Below are 15,553 nucleotides of genomic sequence, written 5' to 3'. Positions count from 1 at the left end.
CCGCGAAAACGTCGTCGCCGCGCGCGAATCGCGGCTGGCAGTGCGACGATTGACCGCATGATCGGAAATCGACGGGTCCGGTTCCAGCCCGTCACCGAGGAGAACTCGGTGACCCAGCTCGAATTGTTCTTCGACCTGGTGATCGTCTTCGCGTTCACGATGGTCACCGCACTGGCCGCCGACCAGACGACCGCGGCGAACATGCTGCGGGCGACCCTGGTCCTTGCCCTGATGTGGTGGCTCTGGATCGCGTATTCGTGGCTGGGCAATGTGGTGCGGGCCGACGAGGGCATCACGCGGGTCGCGATGTTCGTCGCGATGGGCGGTGCGTTCCTGGCCGCGCTCACCATTCCGGAAGCGTTCGACGATCTGGCCGGCGGGTGGTTCGGTCCGCTGGTCTTCGCGGTGGCCTACCTGATCGTGCGACTGGTTCATGTCACGGTGTTCTGGACGATCAGCGCCGGCGACGCGCAGCTGCGCGGGCAGCTGCTGCGCTGGGCGCTCGGCTCGATCACTGTCGGCACCGCGCTGCTGGTCGTCGCCGCGATGACGACCGGTCTCACCCAGATCCTGTTGTGGCTCGCCGCCATTGTCGGCGACATGGTGTGGACCTGGGCGGCGGGCACGGACTGGCGGCTCAACTCGGCCAAGCACTACGCCGAACGCTACGGGCTCATCATCATCGTGGCGCTGGGCGAATCCATCGTCTCGATCGGCATCGGGGTGGCCGGGCTGCCCATCTCCTGGCCGATCGCGCTCGGTTCGATGCTGGGCTTGGCCATCTCGGGCCTGCTGTGGTGGCTGTACTTCGATGTCGCCGCGATCTCGATCGAGCACGCCTTCGCCCGTGCCAAAGACGCACGGCAGATCAAGATCGCCCAGAACACCTATATGTACGGGCATTTCCCGATGATCGTCGGCATCATCGGGCTCTCGCTCGGGTTGAAGAAGGTGCTGTACTACGTCGGCGATTCGTCGCATCACACGCTCACCGACCCGCTGTACGGGATCCCGCTCGGCGCGCTCTACGGCGGCCCGGCGCTGTTCCTGCTCGGCATCACGTTCGCGAAATACTATGCGACCAAGTCACTGTCGGCCGAGCGCCTGGTGATGGCCGCGCTGCTGTTCGCGCTCATCCCGTTCGCCGCGCACCTGCCCGCGCTCGCCTCACTCACCGTGCTGTGCGCGCTACTTGCCGTGCTGGTGATCTTCGAGACCGTGCGATTCGCCCAGCCGCGCGACCAGATCAGGCACGCTTGATCTGACCGAGGTGGTGGCGCACGCCGTGCTCGGCGGGCGTCGCCCCACGGTGTGAGGGCGGAACCTTGACCCCGGCGCGCACGGCGTCGTTGATCTGGTCGAGGTTCTCGCGCAGCATGTCGGCGACGAGTTCGTCGGTGCGCGGATCGTCGAGCAACTGGCGCAGCATGCGGTAGACCGTGTCGGCGACGAGCCGGATGATGTCGTCGTGGAACGGGACGTAGCGCAGTTTGCCGGTCTGCGGATCGTTCTTGATCAGGTCCATGATCAGCTGGTCGACCTCGGCGTGGTTCTCCTCGAGCGCGGCGGCGATGTTCTGGGTGTAGTGGCCGGCGCGCAGCACTTTGGAGACCTCGTCGAGGATGGCGATCGTCATCGGGCGCTTGATGACGTCGACGATCGTGCCGACGAACCGGTTGACGATCGTCGCGGTGACCCGCTCCCCCAGCGCCCGGTCGGCGACCCGGCCGAGCCGGATCAAGATCACCACGATCCGCAGCAACCGGAACCCGCGGAACAGCGGGCTGGTCACCGGGATCATGCCGAGGACCTCGTACCAGTAGATGAACGGGAACGACCACGGCCAGCCCGCCCGACGCCACCGCCACAGGAATTCGACGGCGAAGATCGCGCAGATCGAGGTGTCGACGATGACGATCGCGTGATAAGTCGGCTCGCTGACCTGGAAGAACGTGATCCACACGACCAGCACCACCGAGATGATGGCGAGGATCAGCATGAAGATGTCGGTGCGCAGCGTGGGCGTTTTCGAGCGCACGTCCGGCAGGGCCTCGACCCGTTCGATCCCCGGTGAAGCCACTGATTGCTCCTGTATCTTCGGCGGCTGGCGCCGCGTGTTCGGGGCCTCGTCACCCCTCGATTCAGCACTCGAGACTCGCGCCTGCGGCGCATGCGCTTCGAGTGCTGAATCGAGGGGCGGCCCCGAACGGCCTCCGCGAGGTCGGCTGTGGGGTCGGCCTTCAATCTTTCCCACGCTAATTGGTCGACCGGTGCCGCGAGTGGAGTTGCGGACGCCGGTCGAGGGCGTGTTCAGCCGCGCAGGACGGCTTCGATATTGCGTTCCGCGAGTGCGGTGATGGTCAGCGACGGATTGACCGTCGCGGTGCTGCCGGGGATCGCGGCACCGTCCATCACGTAGAGGCCGGGGTGTCCGTGGACACGGCCGAAGGCATCGGTGGCCTTGCCGAGCACCGCGCCACCGAGCGGGTGCGCGGTGAACTGGGCGTTGGCGTCGTAGCCGAGCGCACCGTATTCGGCCACCGCGCCCGCGCGTTCGGCGATCCGGTGGTCGACCGCGCGGGCCGCACCGGCGACCGCGTGCTGTGTGCCCGCCGACCAGTTGAGGCCGACACCGCCCGTCGCCGCGTGATAGCCGAAGCGGGCGCGGGTCGGGTCGAGGACCATGCCGAGCGAGGCGAGCGCGCCGGTCTCGAACGGGATGCCGGGGATGTACCAGTTCTCCAGGGTCAGCGGGACGCTGGATTCGTCGTAGATCCGGCTGGCACTCGGCACGCCTTGGCCGTGTCCTGCGATATTGCTCGCGCCGCGGGCCAGGACCACATCGCCGTTGGTGCCGAAGCCGTCGCCGATGTGCTCGTTGAGGTTGGGCAGCGTGCCGGTGGCCTGCGCGCGGACCAGCAGCTCCGAGGTACCGACGGAACCGGCGCCGAGGAACAGCTTGTCGCAGGTCAGGTTGCGGGTGCTCAGTACCTGGCCGGTCGGTGCCAGCTTCGACACGGCGACCACGAACTTGCCGCTCGCGTCCTGGGCGATGGCGTCGACCCGGTGGCCTGGGTAGACCTGGGACTTGCCGGTCTCGCGGGCGTAGCGCAGGTAGTTCTGGTTGAGGTCGAACTTGGCGCCGTTGGAGTTGCCGAGGTTCGAGCGGGCCGTGGTGGCCGAGGCGCGCGAGGTTCCGGCGAGCTCGCTGCGCAGTACGTCCCAGGTGAAGATCGAGTCGTTGGGCAGCGGCTGGTAGCCGGCCGCGCGCACCTGGTCGTCCCAGGCGCGCGAGTGCGCGAACGGGGAGGACTGGTAGATATCGGCGGGCATCGTGTCGAGGCGCAGCATCTGGCGCACCCGCGGGTAGTAGACGCGTTCCAGCTCGCCGAAGTCGACGACACCGCCGAAGACCTGGTCGAACAGTCTGCGTTCCGGCGCCACCATCGCGCCGGTGAAGATCACCGAGCCGCCACCGACCGCGGCGGCCCGCCACACATCGATACCGGAATACTCGGTCACATCCAGCACCCCGCCGAACGCGCTGAAGCTCATCGGCACCTTGGTGACACCGGTGAAGCTCGTGCGGTGCCAGAATCCGCGGCCGTCGGGCAGATCGTCGCCGGTGAAGATCTCCCGCCACGGATCGTTCGGCCAGCGCGAACCCCGCTCGAGCACGGTATTGGTGATGCCGGCCTCGGCCAGGCGCAGCGCGGTCACCGCGGCGCCGAAGCCGGATCCGATGACGATGGCCTGCGTGTGCGCGGGCGCGTCCGGGATCGGCGCGAAGATCTCCGGCACCCAGGACTGGAACATCGCCTCGCGCGGGTCCGCCCAAGCGGGCGCGCTCGCCAACGTCGTTCCCACGGCACCGGCAACAGCCGCCAGCCCCGCCGCCTTGAAAAAGGCACGTCTGTGCACCAGGCCACCTCCCTCATCACGCATGGCCGACGCGAAGAATACCCCGCAAACACGACGAATCGCCCGGTAGTACCCACATTTGTCGCAAGTCACGACGCACGGGTGGTGCTGGGCGGGAACTCAGCTGGTGAGCAGGTTGACCACCGCGATCGTGCCGACCACGACGATCACCGCGCGCAGCACATTCGGTGGCAACTTCCGGCCCACCTTCGCGCCAAGCTGCCCACCGATGATCGAGCCGACCGCGATCAACGCGACCACCTGCCAGTCCACCTCGGCGATCGCGATGAAGATCGCCGCCGACACCCCGTTCACGATCAGGGCGAGGACGTTCTTCACACCGTTGAGGCGCTGGATGTCCTCGTGCACGAACACCCCGAGCAGACCGATCAGCAGCACACCCTGCGCCGCCCCGAAGTAGCCGCCGTAGATGCCGGTCCCGAACACGGCGACCAGCAGGATCGGGCCGCCGTGTTCGGGAGCCGCGGAGTCACCGTCGGCCCTGCGCTGCTTCACCCACGCGGCCAGTCGCGGCTGCACGACGACGAGGATCAGCGCCACGATGATGAGGACGGGCACGATCGCCTTGAACGCCGCCGCCGGCATCGTCAGCAGCAGGATGGCGCCAGTTATGCCGCCGAGCAGCGACGCGGTGCCAAGCTGCAGCAGTCGCGACCGCTGCCCTCGCAGTTCCCGCCGATACCCGATCACCCCGCTCACCGAGCCGGGGACGAGCCCGATCGTGTTCGACACATTCGCTGTCACCGGTGGCAACCCGAACGCGAGCAGCGTGGGAAAGGTGATCAGCGTGCCCGATCCGACGATCGTATTGATGCCACCCGCCGCGATACCCGCGGCGAAGATGGCCACCTGTTGTAACCAAGTCATTCGAATTCCTTTGGTACGTCTCGTCGGACGCGCAGGTCCGTACAAGCGTGCGTTATGGGAGAAACCGTACTGGTCAACCGGTGAGCGAATTCGGCGAGGTTGATTCTCCAGGCCGCTTACAAGCAAGGGTGGGCACGCGGTAAGCTCGGAGGATCATGCTGCAGCGGGTTCTTCTTCTCGGCCGCCGCGACGGGTCCTGATACGGACCGGCTCCCGTCGCGGGGTTCCAACGCGCCGGTCGACCCGCTCCCATTCACGGGAATCCATCACACCCACGGAGAAACTTGCATGTCCTCGGCTGACGCATTCGTATCCGCTTCGCGCACCATTTCGGCCCCCGGCAAACCCGCACCGGCCGACCAGCCCGCCTGGAACACCCAGAAGAACTCCTCGATGCCGTCGTTCCGGTATCGCCCCTTCGCCGAAGAGGTCGAGCCCGTCACGGTGCCCGACCGCACCTGGCCGGACAAGATCATCGATCGCGCCCCCGCGTGGTGTGCCGTCGACCTGCGCGACGGCAACCAGGCCCTCATCGACCCGATGAGCCCGGCCCGCAAGCGCCGCATGTTCGACCTGCTGGTGCGAATGGGCTACAAGGAGATCGAGGTCGGTTTCCCGGCCGCGAGCCAGACCGACTTCGATTTCGTTCGCGAGATCATCGAAGACGGCGCCGTCCCCGCCGACGTCACCATCCAGGTGCTCACCCAGTGCCGCCCCGAGCTGATCGAGCGCACCTTCGAAGCCTGCGCGGGCGCACCGAACGTGATCGTGCACTTCTACAACTCCACCTCGATCCTGCAGCGCCGCGTGGTCTTCCGCGCCGATCGCGACGCGGTGAAGAAGATCGCCACCGACGCTGCGTCGCTGTGCCTGGAGATCGAGAAGCGCTACCCCGATACCGAGTGGCGCTACGAGTACAGCCCGGAGTCCTACACCGGCACCGAACTCGACTACGCCCGTGAGGTCTGCGACGCGGTCTCGGCGATCATCGCGCCGACCCCGGCCAAGCCGCTGATCATCAACCTGCCCGCGACCGTCGAGATGGCCACGCCGAACGTGTACGCCGACTCGATCGAGTGGATGCACCGCAACCTGGCCCGCCGCGACTCCATCGTGCTGTCGCTGCACCCGCACAACGACCGTGGCACCGCCGTAGCGGCCGCCGAACTGGGCTACCAGGCAGGCGCCGACCGCATCGAAGGCTGCCTGTTCGGCAACGGTGAGCGCACCGGCAACGTCTGCCTGGTGACCCTCGGCATGAACATGTTCTCGCGCGGCATCGACCCGCAGATCAACTTCTCCGATATCGACGAGGTCCGTCGCACGGTGGAGTACTGCAACCAGCTGGCCGTCGCCGAGCGTCACCCCTACGGCGGCGACCTGGTCTACACCGCGTTCTCCGGCAGCCACCAGGACGCCATCAACAAGGGCCTCGACGCGATGAAGGCCACCGCCGACGCGCAGGACGCCGACGTGTCCGACATCGTCTGGGAGGTCCCGTACCTGCCGATCGACCCGAAGGACGTCGGCCGCACCTACGAGGCCGTGATCCGGGTGAACTCGCAGTCCGGCAAGGGCGGCGTGGCCTACATCATGAAGACCGATCACGGCCTGGTGCTCCCGCGCCGCCTGCAGATCGAGTTCTCCCAGGCCATCCAGTCGATCACCGACGGTGAAGGCGGCGAGGTGACCCCCAAGGAGATGTGGGACGTCTTCGCCACCGAGTACCTGAACCCGATCCTGCCGCTCGAGCGCATCAAGCAGAAGGTCACCGCCGCCGAGACCGACGGCGGCGTCGACTCGATCGTCGCGACCGTGAAGGTCGAGGGCGCCGAGCAGGAGATCAGCGGCTCCGGCAACGGCCCGCTGGCCGCGTTCGTAGACGCGATCGCGACGGTCGGCTTCGACGTACGAGTCCTCGACTACAGCGAGCACGCCATGTCCGCGGGCGACGACGCCCAGGCCGCGGCCTACGTCGAGGTAGCCATCGGCGACAAGGTCGTCTGGGGCGTAGGCATCGCCACCTCGATCACCACCGCCTCCCTGCGCGCAGTCGTCTCGGCGGTAAACCGCGCCGCGCAGTAGATCCACCCGCCGGTAGGCCGGGTCCGCGCCCCCGCGAACCCGGCCCCCGGTACCCCCAGCTCCGCAGCCCTCCCGCACCACCAGCCACACCGCACCCCCTGGGCCCGCCATGATCGCACCACCAGCCACACCGCACACCCAGGGCTCCGCAGCCCTCCCGCACCACCAGCCACACCGCACACCCTGCGCCCACCATGACCACACGACCGGTCACACCGCCGCACCCAGGGCTCCGCAGCCCTCCCGCACCACCAGCCATACCGCACACCCTGCGCCCACCATGACCGCACAACCGGTCACACCGCCGCACACCCAGCCTGTCCCCGTCTTCCACAACCCACCCAACCCAACCACCGCACTCCCGACCCCTAGGGAGGGACGGCCACGAAGTGGCCGGTCGCGGCCGGGTCGCCGGTTAGCCGCCGGGGCGTAGGCGACGAAGGAGCAAGCCCCGGTGGCTAACCGGCGGCCCCTAGGGGCCGCGACTCGAGCGCGCCAGCGCTCCAACAAACACAGCCAGCGCCTCCAGGACCACTCAAACCCCGAGCTCTGCCACCACTCTCCTGAGCCCATAAAACCCCCAGCCCTGATCTGTGGATAGTTTCCCAACCCTGTGGATAACTACGTCTCCACCCGCCGACGCGACACCGGATATGCCGGTTGAGCTGCACGCATTCAGCTCGCGCCCGCATCAGTGAGCCACCCGCCCCCGACGCGCGAATTTCGGCCCCGTGTTAGCGTTTTAGGGCATATTCAGCGCCGAGCTTTCCTGCTCGTTCAGCGAGCAAGTGGGGGAACTGTGACCAACAACGACCATAATCCGACCTCGCCGCCGTGGCTGCAGAGTCCGTCGGCTGACGCGTCCGAAGCTGCGTCCGGTCCCTCCGGTGTGCAGACCGCGACCGAAGACGACATCGAGCCCGCCGACGCCGGCGCCGAGCCGACCGGCGAAGCCGTCGATCCGTCGACCGGTGAGCAGCCCGTCGCCGAGCCAGGCCAGGCCGGACTCGCCGACCAGACCGTGTACCAGCCCGCCGGTTTCGCGCCGCCGGGACAGTTCGCGCAGGGCGCCCCGTACTCGGTGCCTGATCCGTACCAGAGCAATGGCGGCCAGCCGATGGTGAACGGCCCCGAGCAGCAGCCGTGGCCGGGTCAGCCGGGCGAGCAGCCGTGGCTGCCGGGTCAGCCGGGCGCCGAACAGCCCTACCCCGGCCCGCACGCGACCGGCGAGCAGCCGCATCCCGGCATTCCACCGCAGTATCCCGGTGCCGAGGGGCAGTATCCGGGCGCCGACGGTCAGCCGTACCCCGGTCCCGAACAGCAGCAGTTCCCCGCGCAGGAGCAGGGCCCGCAGTCCGAGCCCATCTACAGCTGGGCACCGCCCCCTCCGCCGATGTACCAGCAGCCGATGCCGGGCGGGATGCCCGGCCAGCAGCCTGAACAGCCGAGCCAGTTCACCGGCCAGCAGCCCGACCAGGGTCAGTTCCCCGGTCAGCCGGGGCAGTTCCCCGGCCAGCTCGGCCAGCCGGGTCCGGCGGGTCCGCCACCTGGTCAGCAGTGGGGAGGCGGCCCGGCCCCACAGCAGCAGCAACCATTCCAGCCGCAGCACATGCAGGTTCCGGGCCAGCCCGGTCATTCGGTGAACGATCTGAACCTGCTCAAGCGCGCGCGGAAGTCGCCGCGCAGCGGGTGGCGCAAGGCTGTGCACAAGGTGTCCGGCGGTGTGATCAACCCGGGTGAGTCCGCGGCCGATGTCGTCTACCGCGATCTCGGCGAGCGGGTCAACCAGCCTGTGCGCGGCGATTACCGGATCGCGATCCTCTCGCTCAAGGGCGGCGTCGGCAAGACCACCACCACGGTCGGCCTCGGTTCCACGTTCGCTTCCCAGCGCGGTGACCGCGTCATCGCCATCGACGCCAACCCCGACCTGGGCACACTCGCCCACCGGGTGCCGCGCCAGACCCGCTCGACGGTGCGCAACCTGCTCGAAGACCAGCAGATCACCCGCTACTCGGACGTCCGCGCACACACCTCGCAGGCCCCGAGCCGTCTGGAAGTGCTTGCCTCCGAACAGGATCCGGCCGTGTCGGAGGCCTTCAGCGAGGCCGACTACCGCAAGGCCATCGGCATCCTGCAGTCGTTCTACAACATCATCCTCACCGACTGCGGCACCGGACTGATGCACTCGGCGATGTCGGGCGTGCTGGATATGGCGAGCTCGCTGGTGCTGGTCACCTCTCCCGCGATCGACGGCGCGCGCAGTGCCTCGGCGACGCTGGACTGGCTCGACCACCACGGCTACAGCAAGCTGGTCGAACGCACCGTGGTCGTCGTGAACGCTTCTCGCCGTGGCGCGTCCACGGTCGACCTGGACCAGCTGCGCAAGTTGTTCCTCGACCGCACCCGCGCCGTGCAGATCGTCCCGTTCGACGATCACCTGGCCGAGGGCGCCGAGATCGACCTCGAACTGGTCAGCAAGCCGACCAGGCGGGCGCTGCTCGAACTGGCCGCCATGGTCGCCGACGACTTCAGCTACCACGGTCAGCAGCCACAGCAGCAGCAGTACCAGCCCGGCCAGCCCTACCCGGGGCAGCAGTACCAGCAGCCGGGCCAGTTCTGACGTAGGCCGAATGCGGTTGTCACCGCACTGATCTCACACCGGAGTGCCGAGATCAGTGCGGGTCAGTCACCGCCCGCGCCGCGGCCTCGAAGGCATCGAGCACCGTGGCGATGGCGGGGCTGCGGTGCGCCTGAGGTCGGGTGATGATCTCGTAGACCCGCGCCGCGCGGACCCCGGCCAGCGGTAGGACCGACAGGTCGGGGTGGGCGACGGCGTAGCGCGGCATCAACGCCACGCCGTAGCCGGACACCACCAGCGTTTCGATCACCCGGAACTCGTTGAGCCGCTGCGCGATCCGTGGCCGCACCCCGGTGACGGTGGCGATGGACTCGAGCACATCGTCGACCGGGAACCCACCGCGCACACTCACCCAGCTCTCCTCGGCGAGTTCCTCCGGCCGCACCGAAGGACGCCCCGCCAGTGGATGATCCGGCGCGACAACAACATCGATCGGCTCCCGCATCAGCACCCGCGCCGACAACCGCGGCCCGGACAGCGACGGTGCGCGTTCGTCGCGATGGGTGAGCACGATGTCGTAGTCGGCCAGCAGTTTCGACGCCTCACTCGGCGGCAGATCCTCATCACCGGCGACCAGCTCGACCCCACTACCCGCCAATCTGGCCAGCACCGGCGGCAGCAGCAGCGCGGCACCGGACGGGAACGACGCCACCCGCACCTGCCCGCGCGGTGAACCGCGATAGTGGGCCATCTCGGCTGTGGCCCGTTCCATCGCGGCGAGCACATCGTCGGCCCGCAGCACCAGCGCCTGCCCCGCGTCGGTGAGCCGCACCCGTCGCCCGTCCGGTTCCAGCAGTGCGACCCCGGCCTCCCTGGCCAGCACCTTCAACTGCTGCGAGACCGCAGACGGCGTCATCGACAGGACCTCGGCCACGGCGGCGACCGTGCCGCGGTCGGCCAGCTCGCGCAGAATCCGCAATCGCTCGATCGAGAACATGAAGTAAAACTACGTTATCCATCAATATTTATTCGATTGTCCTGATCTTTAGCGACCCGCACGATAAGGGCGTGACCTCCCGTGACCGCCTGCTCGGCCTGACCGTCGTCGTGCTCTGGGGCCTGAACTTCCTGGCCATTCGCATCGGCCTCGACCACTTCCCGCCCTTCTTCTTCGTCGCACTGCGCTTCGCCGTCATCGCGATCCCGGTGCTGCTTTTCATCCCGCGCCCCGCCGTGAAAACCCGCTGGCTGTTGCTCTACGGCACCGGCTTCGGCATCCTGCAGTTCGCGTTCCTGTTCACGGCGATGCGCACCGGCATGCCGACCGGCCTCGCCTCGCTGGTGCTGCAGTCGTCCGCCCCGTTCACGGTGGTGCTCGGCGCGGTGCTGCTGCGCGAGCGGTTGCGGCCGGTGCAGATCGCCGGCCTCGCGGTCGCGGTGCTCGGGATGGTGATCATCGGCGCCGACCGGCTGGCGCACGCCACCCTGCTCCCGGTCCTGCTGACGCTGGCGGGCGGCCTCGGCTGGGCGTTCGGCAATATCGGCGCCCGGCAGGCGGGCACCGACTCCCCCGGCTACAACCCGATGCATCTGACGCTGTGGATGTCGGTAGTGCCCGTAGTGCCGATGCTGGTGCTGTCGATGGCTGTCGAGGGGCCTGGAACAGGCTTCCGCGCGATCGGCACCGCCTTCTCCGCCGACGGACTGCCCGCACTCGCCGCCCTGGCCTACATCGCGATCCTCGCGACAGTCTGTGGATCCGGGTTGTGGACCTATCTGATGAGCCGGTACCCCGCGGGCACGGTGGCGCCGTTGTCGCTGCTCGTGCCGGTGGTCGGCATCGCCGCGGCCTGGGCGGTCCTCGACGAACAACCCTCGCCTGCCGCGCTGATCGGCGGGGCGATCGTGATCGCGGGCGCTTTCGCGGCGACCACCGCCCGTGGCATCGGGAAGACCCCCTCGGCCGCCCCCACTCCCGAATTGGCCAGAGCCTGAGGCCGAATTCAGCCCACGATCGCCCGGGCTCTCGTTAGCATGTGAAACCGGTCGCCCGATGCGTTTCCGTGCGACCGGTTGGTTTCGAGCTCGCGAACGACACACAGGTCGATATAGCCAGGTCTTCGCCGCGCTCTAGAGTGATAGCAAATCTCAGGCAATAGTCGAGCAAGGCAGCTGAACAGCGTATGGCGGAACAGCGGTGGCCCGTTTCGCGAAGGAACCTTCTTCGCGGCACGGTCGCAGCGGGGGTGATATCGGCGGGGGCCGTAGCGGGCGCGCCGGGATTCGCCGCGCCACCCGGTCGCCGGGTGGCGGTACTCGGCGGCGGTGTCGCCGGGCTCACCGCCGCGCACGAATTGGCCGAGCGCGGGTTCGAGGTCACCGTGTACGAGGCACGGGCGCTCGGCGGCAAGGCACGTAGCGTCGGCGTGCCGGGCACCGGTCGCGGCGGCAGGCCCGATCTGCCCGGTGAGCACGGGTTCCGATTCTTCCCCGGCTTCTATCAGAACGTGCCGGACACGATGCGCCGAATTCCCTTCGGGGGCAATTTCGGCGGCGTGTGGGACAACCTCGTCGCGGTACCGGAGGCCAGATTCTCCCGCCGCGACGCCGACGACATCACCCTCGCCCTGCCCGACAGCATCACCGCCGCGCAGGCCACCCCGGCGGCGATCAGGGAAACCCTCGCCGCCACCATCACCACGCTGTCCAAGATGCCCCCCACGGAGGCGATGTACTTCGCGAACCGGCTGATGGTGTTCAACACCAGCTGCGATGCCCGCCGATTCGGTCAGTGGGAGCACACCTCCTGGCACGACTTCGTCCGCGGGCACGAGCGCTCGCACGAGTTCCGCGCGCTGGTATCCAGGTCGCTGACGTCGATCATGGTCGCCGCGAAGGCGAGCCTGGCCAGCACCCGCACCATCGGCAGCATGGGCGAACAATTCCTCGGCAACCCGCTCGGCCTCGGCAACGACGGCGGTCTCGACCGCGTGCTCAACAACACGACCAATGCCGCCTGGATCGACCCGTGGGTCGAGCACCTGCGTGGCCTCGGCGTTCGTTTCGAACTCGGCGCCAGAGTCAGCGAACTCGACGTGCGCGACCGACGTATCCGAGCCGCCCGAATCACCGATGCCACGGGCGCACGCACCGTCGACGCCGACTATTTCGTCGTGGCGCTTGCCGTCGAGCAGGCCAGGAAATTGTGGTCGTCGCAGGTGCTCGCCGTGGCCCCGGAACTCGCCGCGACGGATCGGCTCTTCGTCGATTGGATGAACGGAATTCAGATCTATTTCCGTGCGCCGCTGCATATTTCGCGCGGGCACACCGCCTATGTCGATTCACCGTGGTCACTCACGTCGATCAGCCAGAATCAATGGTGGACCGATAAACTGCCGTCCTTCGGCGACGGTTCGGTGGCCGATTGCCTCTCGATCGACATCTCCGACTGGAATTCGCCCGGCATGCTCTACGGCAAGCCCGCCACCGCATGCACCCACGAGGAGATCTTCCGCGAAGTCTGGGCGCAGCTGAGCAGCCATCTCAACGATCGCGAACAACTGCTCCGCCCCGCCGACGTGCATTCCTGGTTCCTCGATCCGGGAATCACCTGGCAGGGCAGCCGCAACGAGAACGCCGACCCGCTGCTCATCAATACCGCGGGCTCGTGGGACGCCAGACCGGAGCCGCACGGTTCGATCGAGAACCTTTTCCTCGCCGGTGATTACGTGCGCACCGATATCGACCTGGCGACCATGGAGGGCGCGAACGAGTCGGCCCGCGCCGCGGTGAACGCGCTACTCGATGTGGCGGGCTCCTCGGCGCCGCGCTGCCGCGTTTTCCGGCTGCGCCGCACCCCCGAACTCGAGCCGCTGCGCGCCCTCGACACCGACCGCTACGCCCGCGGCCTGCCCAACCTGTTCGACGACCACACCTGACCCCGCGACCACCGAACCGCGCGTCACCCCGTCCCGCACCGGGCGCGTAACACCCGTGCGAAACCCGCCCGCACGCGGCGCGTAACACCGCGCAACACCGCGCAACATAGACTCGCGGCGTGGCAGACATCTCGGTGCGTGGGCGCTTGGCCTTGCGAGCAGCGGCGGCAGCGTCGTGGGCTTCGCAGAAGGCGGGTCGCGGCAAGGGTTCGATGATCGGCGGCCTGATCGCGTTGAAGATCGATCCGTCGATCATGACGCAGCTCGGGCGCGGTCGACGGACAGTGCTGATCACCGGCACCAACGGCAAATCGACCACCACCCGGATGACGACCGCCGCGCTCGGCACGCTCGGCGATGTCGCCACCCAGGCCGACGGCGCCAATATGGACGCGGGCATCGTGGCCGCGCTCAGCCTGCACCAGGATGTGACGCTGGCCGCGATCGAGGTCGACGAGCTGCACCTGCCGCACGTGAGCGACGCGCTCGACCCCGCCGCGGTGGTGCTGCTCAATCTCAGCCGCGACCAGCTCGACCGGGTCGGCGAGATCAACATGATCGAACGCAAGCTGCGGGCCGGGCTCGCGCGTCATCCCGATACCGTCGTCATCGCCAACTGTGACGACGTGCTGGTGGCCTCCATCGCCTACGACCACCCGAATGTGGTGTGGGTGTCGGCGGGCAGCGGCTGGGCCGTCGACGCGACGAGTTGTCCGCGCAGCGGCGAGCCGATCGTCTGGGAGGGCGAGAACTGGCGCTCGACCGGCGCCGATTTCCATCGCCCGCAACCCGTTTGGTGGCTCGAAGGCGAAGACCTGTGCGGCCCTGATGGTTTCCGCGCCCCGCTGCACCTCGCACTGCCTGGTCGCGCGAATCGCGGCAATGCGGCGCAGGCTGTGGCCGCCGCGGTCGCGATGGGGGCCGAGCCCGCGAAGGCGACCGATGCCACCGGCACCGTGCGCGAGATCGCGGGCCGCTACCGCACCGTCACCGTCGGCGAGCACGACGCGCGCCTGCTGCTGGCCAAGAACCCCGCGGGCTGGCAGGAGGCGCTGTCGATGATCGAGCCGTCCTCGGCCGGTCTGGTGATCGCGGTGAACGGTCAGGTGCCCGACGGCGAGGACCTGTCCTGGCTGTGGGACGTGCGCTTCGAGCACTTCGAGGGCGTGCAGGTGGTCGCCTCGGGCGAGCGCGCCACCGACCTCGCCGTGCGCCTCACCTACGCGGGCGTCGAACACACACTCGTCCCGGATCCGGTGCGCGCCATCGCCTCCTGCCCCGCCGGACACGTCGAGGTGCTGGCCAACTACACCGCGTTCCGCGATCTCAACCGTGATCTGGAGGCCATGGCATGATCGGTCAGCGCCCGGAGGAGGCAGCCCGCGTAACCACGGAGGGCGCCCGAGCATGCCGAGAGGACACAGTGTGAGCGAGTCGACCATTCGTATCGGCCTCGTCCTGCCCGACGTGATGGGCACCTACGGCGACGGCGGCAACGCCCTGGTCCTGCGGCAACGCCTGCAGATGCGCGGTTACGACGCCGAGATCATCGACATCACCCTCGCCGATCCCGTCCCGGATTCCTTCGACATCTACACCCTCGGTGGCGCCGAGGACTCCGCGCAGCGGCTGGCCACCCGCCATCTCCAGAAGTACCCCGGTCTCCAGCAGGCCGCCGCCAAAGGCACACCCGTGCTCGCCATCTGCGCCGCCATTCAGGTGCTTGGCAACTGGTACGAGACCTCGGCGGGCGAAAAGGTCGACGGCGTAAGCCTTTTCGACGTCACCACCTCGCCCCAAAAGCTGCGCGCCATCGGCGAGGTGACCACCACGCCCCTGGTCACTGGGCTGAAAGCACCCCTCACCGGCTTCGAAAACCACCGGGGCGGAACAACTCTGGGATCCGACGCCGCCCCGCTCGCCCGCGTGACCCGCGGTGTCGGAAACGGCGTCGGCGACGGCACCGAGGGCGTAGTCCAGGGCTCGGTGTTCGGCACCTACCTGCACGGCCCCGCACTGGCCCGCAACCCCGAACTGGCCGACCTGCTCATCGCCATGGCCCTCGGCATCCCCGCCGCCGACCTCGCACCGCTCGACCTCCCCGAGGTCGAGCAGCTGCGCAAGGAACGCCTACGCGCTTGAG

The 15,553-nt window shown here is 68.2% G+C and carries 11 protein-coding genes; 7 read left to right on the top strand and 4 right to left on the bottom strand.

The window, feature by feature from the left end; genetic code table 11:
• Positions 1-57 precede the first annotated feature (57 nt).
• Positions 58-1,260, top strand: a complete 1,203-nt coding sequence (locus ACWZHB_RS29835) for a low temperature requirement protein A (RefSeq protein WP_427905077.1) — start codon at positions 58-60, stop codon at positions 1,258-1,260.
• Here the strand turns inward: ACWZHB_RS29835 and ACWZHB_RS29830 are convergent.
• The 3 genes from ACWZHB_RS29830 to ACWZHB_RS29820 form a co-directional block, all read right to left on the bottom strand.
• Entirely contained in the window at positions 1,247-2,080 is an 834-nt protein-coding gene (locus ACWZHB_RS29830) for an ion transporter (RefSeq protein WP_427905076.1), read from the bottom strand. The genes ACWZHB_RS29835 and ACWZHB_RS29830 overlap by 14 nt on opposite strands.
• A 230-nt stretch (positions 2,081-2,310) precedes the next feature.
• The gene (locus ACWZHB_RS29825) at positions 2,311-3,921 is read right to left on the bottom strand and encodes a GMC oxidoreductase (protein ID WP_427905075.1); all 1,611 of its coding nucleotides are present in this window, start codon (positions 3,919-3,921) and stop codon (positions 2,311-2,313) included.
• A 120-nt stretch (positions 3,922-4,041) separates the two neighbouring features.
• Positions 4,042-4,809, bottom strand: a complete 768-nt coding sequence (locus tag ACWZHB_RS29820) for a sulfite exporter TauE/SafE family protein (RefSeq protein WP_427905074.1) — start codon at positions 4,807-4,809, stop codon at positions 4,042-4,044.
• A 288-nt stretch (positions 4,810-5,097) separates the two neighbouring features.
• On the opposite strand from ACWZHB_RS29820, the gene leuA reads away from it, so the two are divergent.
• Positions 5,098-6,894 (top strand): 2-isopropylmalate synthase, encoded by a 1,797-nt coding sequence (gene leuA / locus ACWZHB_RS29815; protein ID WP_427905073.1) that lies wholly within the window; start codon positions 5,098-5,100, stop codon positions 6,892-6,894.
• 1,117 nt (positions 6,895-8,011) lie between these two features.
• Positions 8,012-9,514: a MinD/ParA family ATP-binding protein gene (locus tag ACWZHB_RS29810; protein ID WP_427909350.1), complete on the top strand. Its 1,503-nt coding sequence runs from the start codon at positions 8,012-8,014 to the stop codon at positions 9,512-9,514.
• Positions 9,515-9,566: 52 nt separating this feature from the next.
• Here ACWZHB_RS29810 and ACWZHB_RS29805 read toward each other — a convergent pair whose 3' ends face one another.
• Positions 9,567-10,469, bottom strand: coding sequence for a LysR family transcriptional regulator (locus ACWZHB_RS29805; protein ID WP_427905072.1), 903 nt, complete (start codon positions 10,467-10,469; stop codon positions 9,567-9,569).
• A gap of 71 nt (positions 10,470-10,540) precedes the next feature.
• Here ACWZHB_RS29805 and ACWZHB_RS29800 point away from each other — a divergent pair, with 71 nt between their 5' ends.
• The 4 genes from ACWZHB_RS29800 (at position 10,541) to ACWZHB_RS29785 (ending at position 15,552) form a co-directional block, all read left to right on the top strand.
• Complete coding sequence (locus ACWZHB_RS29800; RefSeq protein WP_427905071.1) at positions 10,541-11,467, top strand: EamA family transporter; 927 nt, start codon at positions 10,541-10,543, stop codon at positions 11,465-11,467.
• A 188-nt stretch (positions 11,468-11,655) separates the two neighbouring features.
• Positions 11,656-13,410: a hydroxysqualene dehydroxylase gene (locus ACWZHB_RS29795; protein WP_427905070.1), complete on the top strand. Its 1,755-nt coding sequence runs from the start codon at positions 11,656-11,658 to the stop codon at positions 13,408-13,410.
• A 119-nt stretch (positions 13,411-13,529) separates the two neighbouring features.
• Positions 13,530-14,765 carry a Mur ligase family protein gene (locus ACWZHB_RS29790; protein ID WP_427905069.1) on the top strand — a complete coding sequence of 412 codons (1,236 nt, stop codon included), beginning with the start codon at positions 13,530-13,532 and terminating at the stop codon, positions 14,763-14,765.
• Positions 14,766-14,835: 70 nt separating this feature from the next.
• Positions 14,836-15,552, top strand: a complete 717-nt coding sequence (locus tag ACWZHB_RS29785; protein ID WP_427905068.1) for a type 1 glutamine amidotransferase — start codon at positions 14,836-14,838, stop codon at positions 15,550-15,552.
• Position 15,553 lies beyond the last annotated feature (1 nt).

This window comes from Nocardia sp. FBN12 (assembly GCF_054031145.1).
The sequence above is the reverse complement of the archived record's forward strand: the minus strand, read 5'-3'. Positions and strand labels throughout refer to the sequence as shown.

Bases quoted from the DNA above. Each gene is read 5' to 3' on its own strand.
- ACWZHB_RS29835 (WP_427905077.1), top strand. From the start codon at position 58: ATGATCGGAAATCGACGGGTCCGGTTCCAGCCCGTCACCGAGGAGAAC.
- ACWZHB_RS29820 (WP_427905074.1), bottom strand. From the start codon at position 4,809: ATGACTTGGTTACAACAGGTGGCCATCTTCGCCGCGGGTATCGCGGCG.
- leuA (WP_427905073.1), top strand. From the start codon at position 5,098: ATGTCCTCGGCTGACGCATTCGTATCCGCTTCGCGCACCATTTCGGCC.
- ACWZHB_RS29810 (WP_427909350.1), top strand. From the start codon at position 8,012: ATGGTGAACGGCCCCGAGCAGCAGCCGTGGCCGGGTCAGCCGGGCGAG.
- ACWZHB_RS29805 (WP_427905072.1), bottom strand. From the start codon at position 10,469: ATGTTCTCGATCGAGCGATTGCGGATTCTGCGCGAGCTGGCCGACCGC.
- ACWZHB_RS29795 (WP_427905070.1), top strand. From the start codon at position 11,656: ATGGCGGAACAGCGGTGGCCCGTTTCGCGAAGGAACCTTCTTCGCGGC.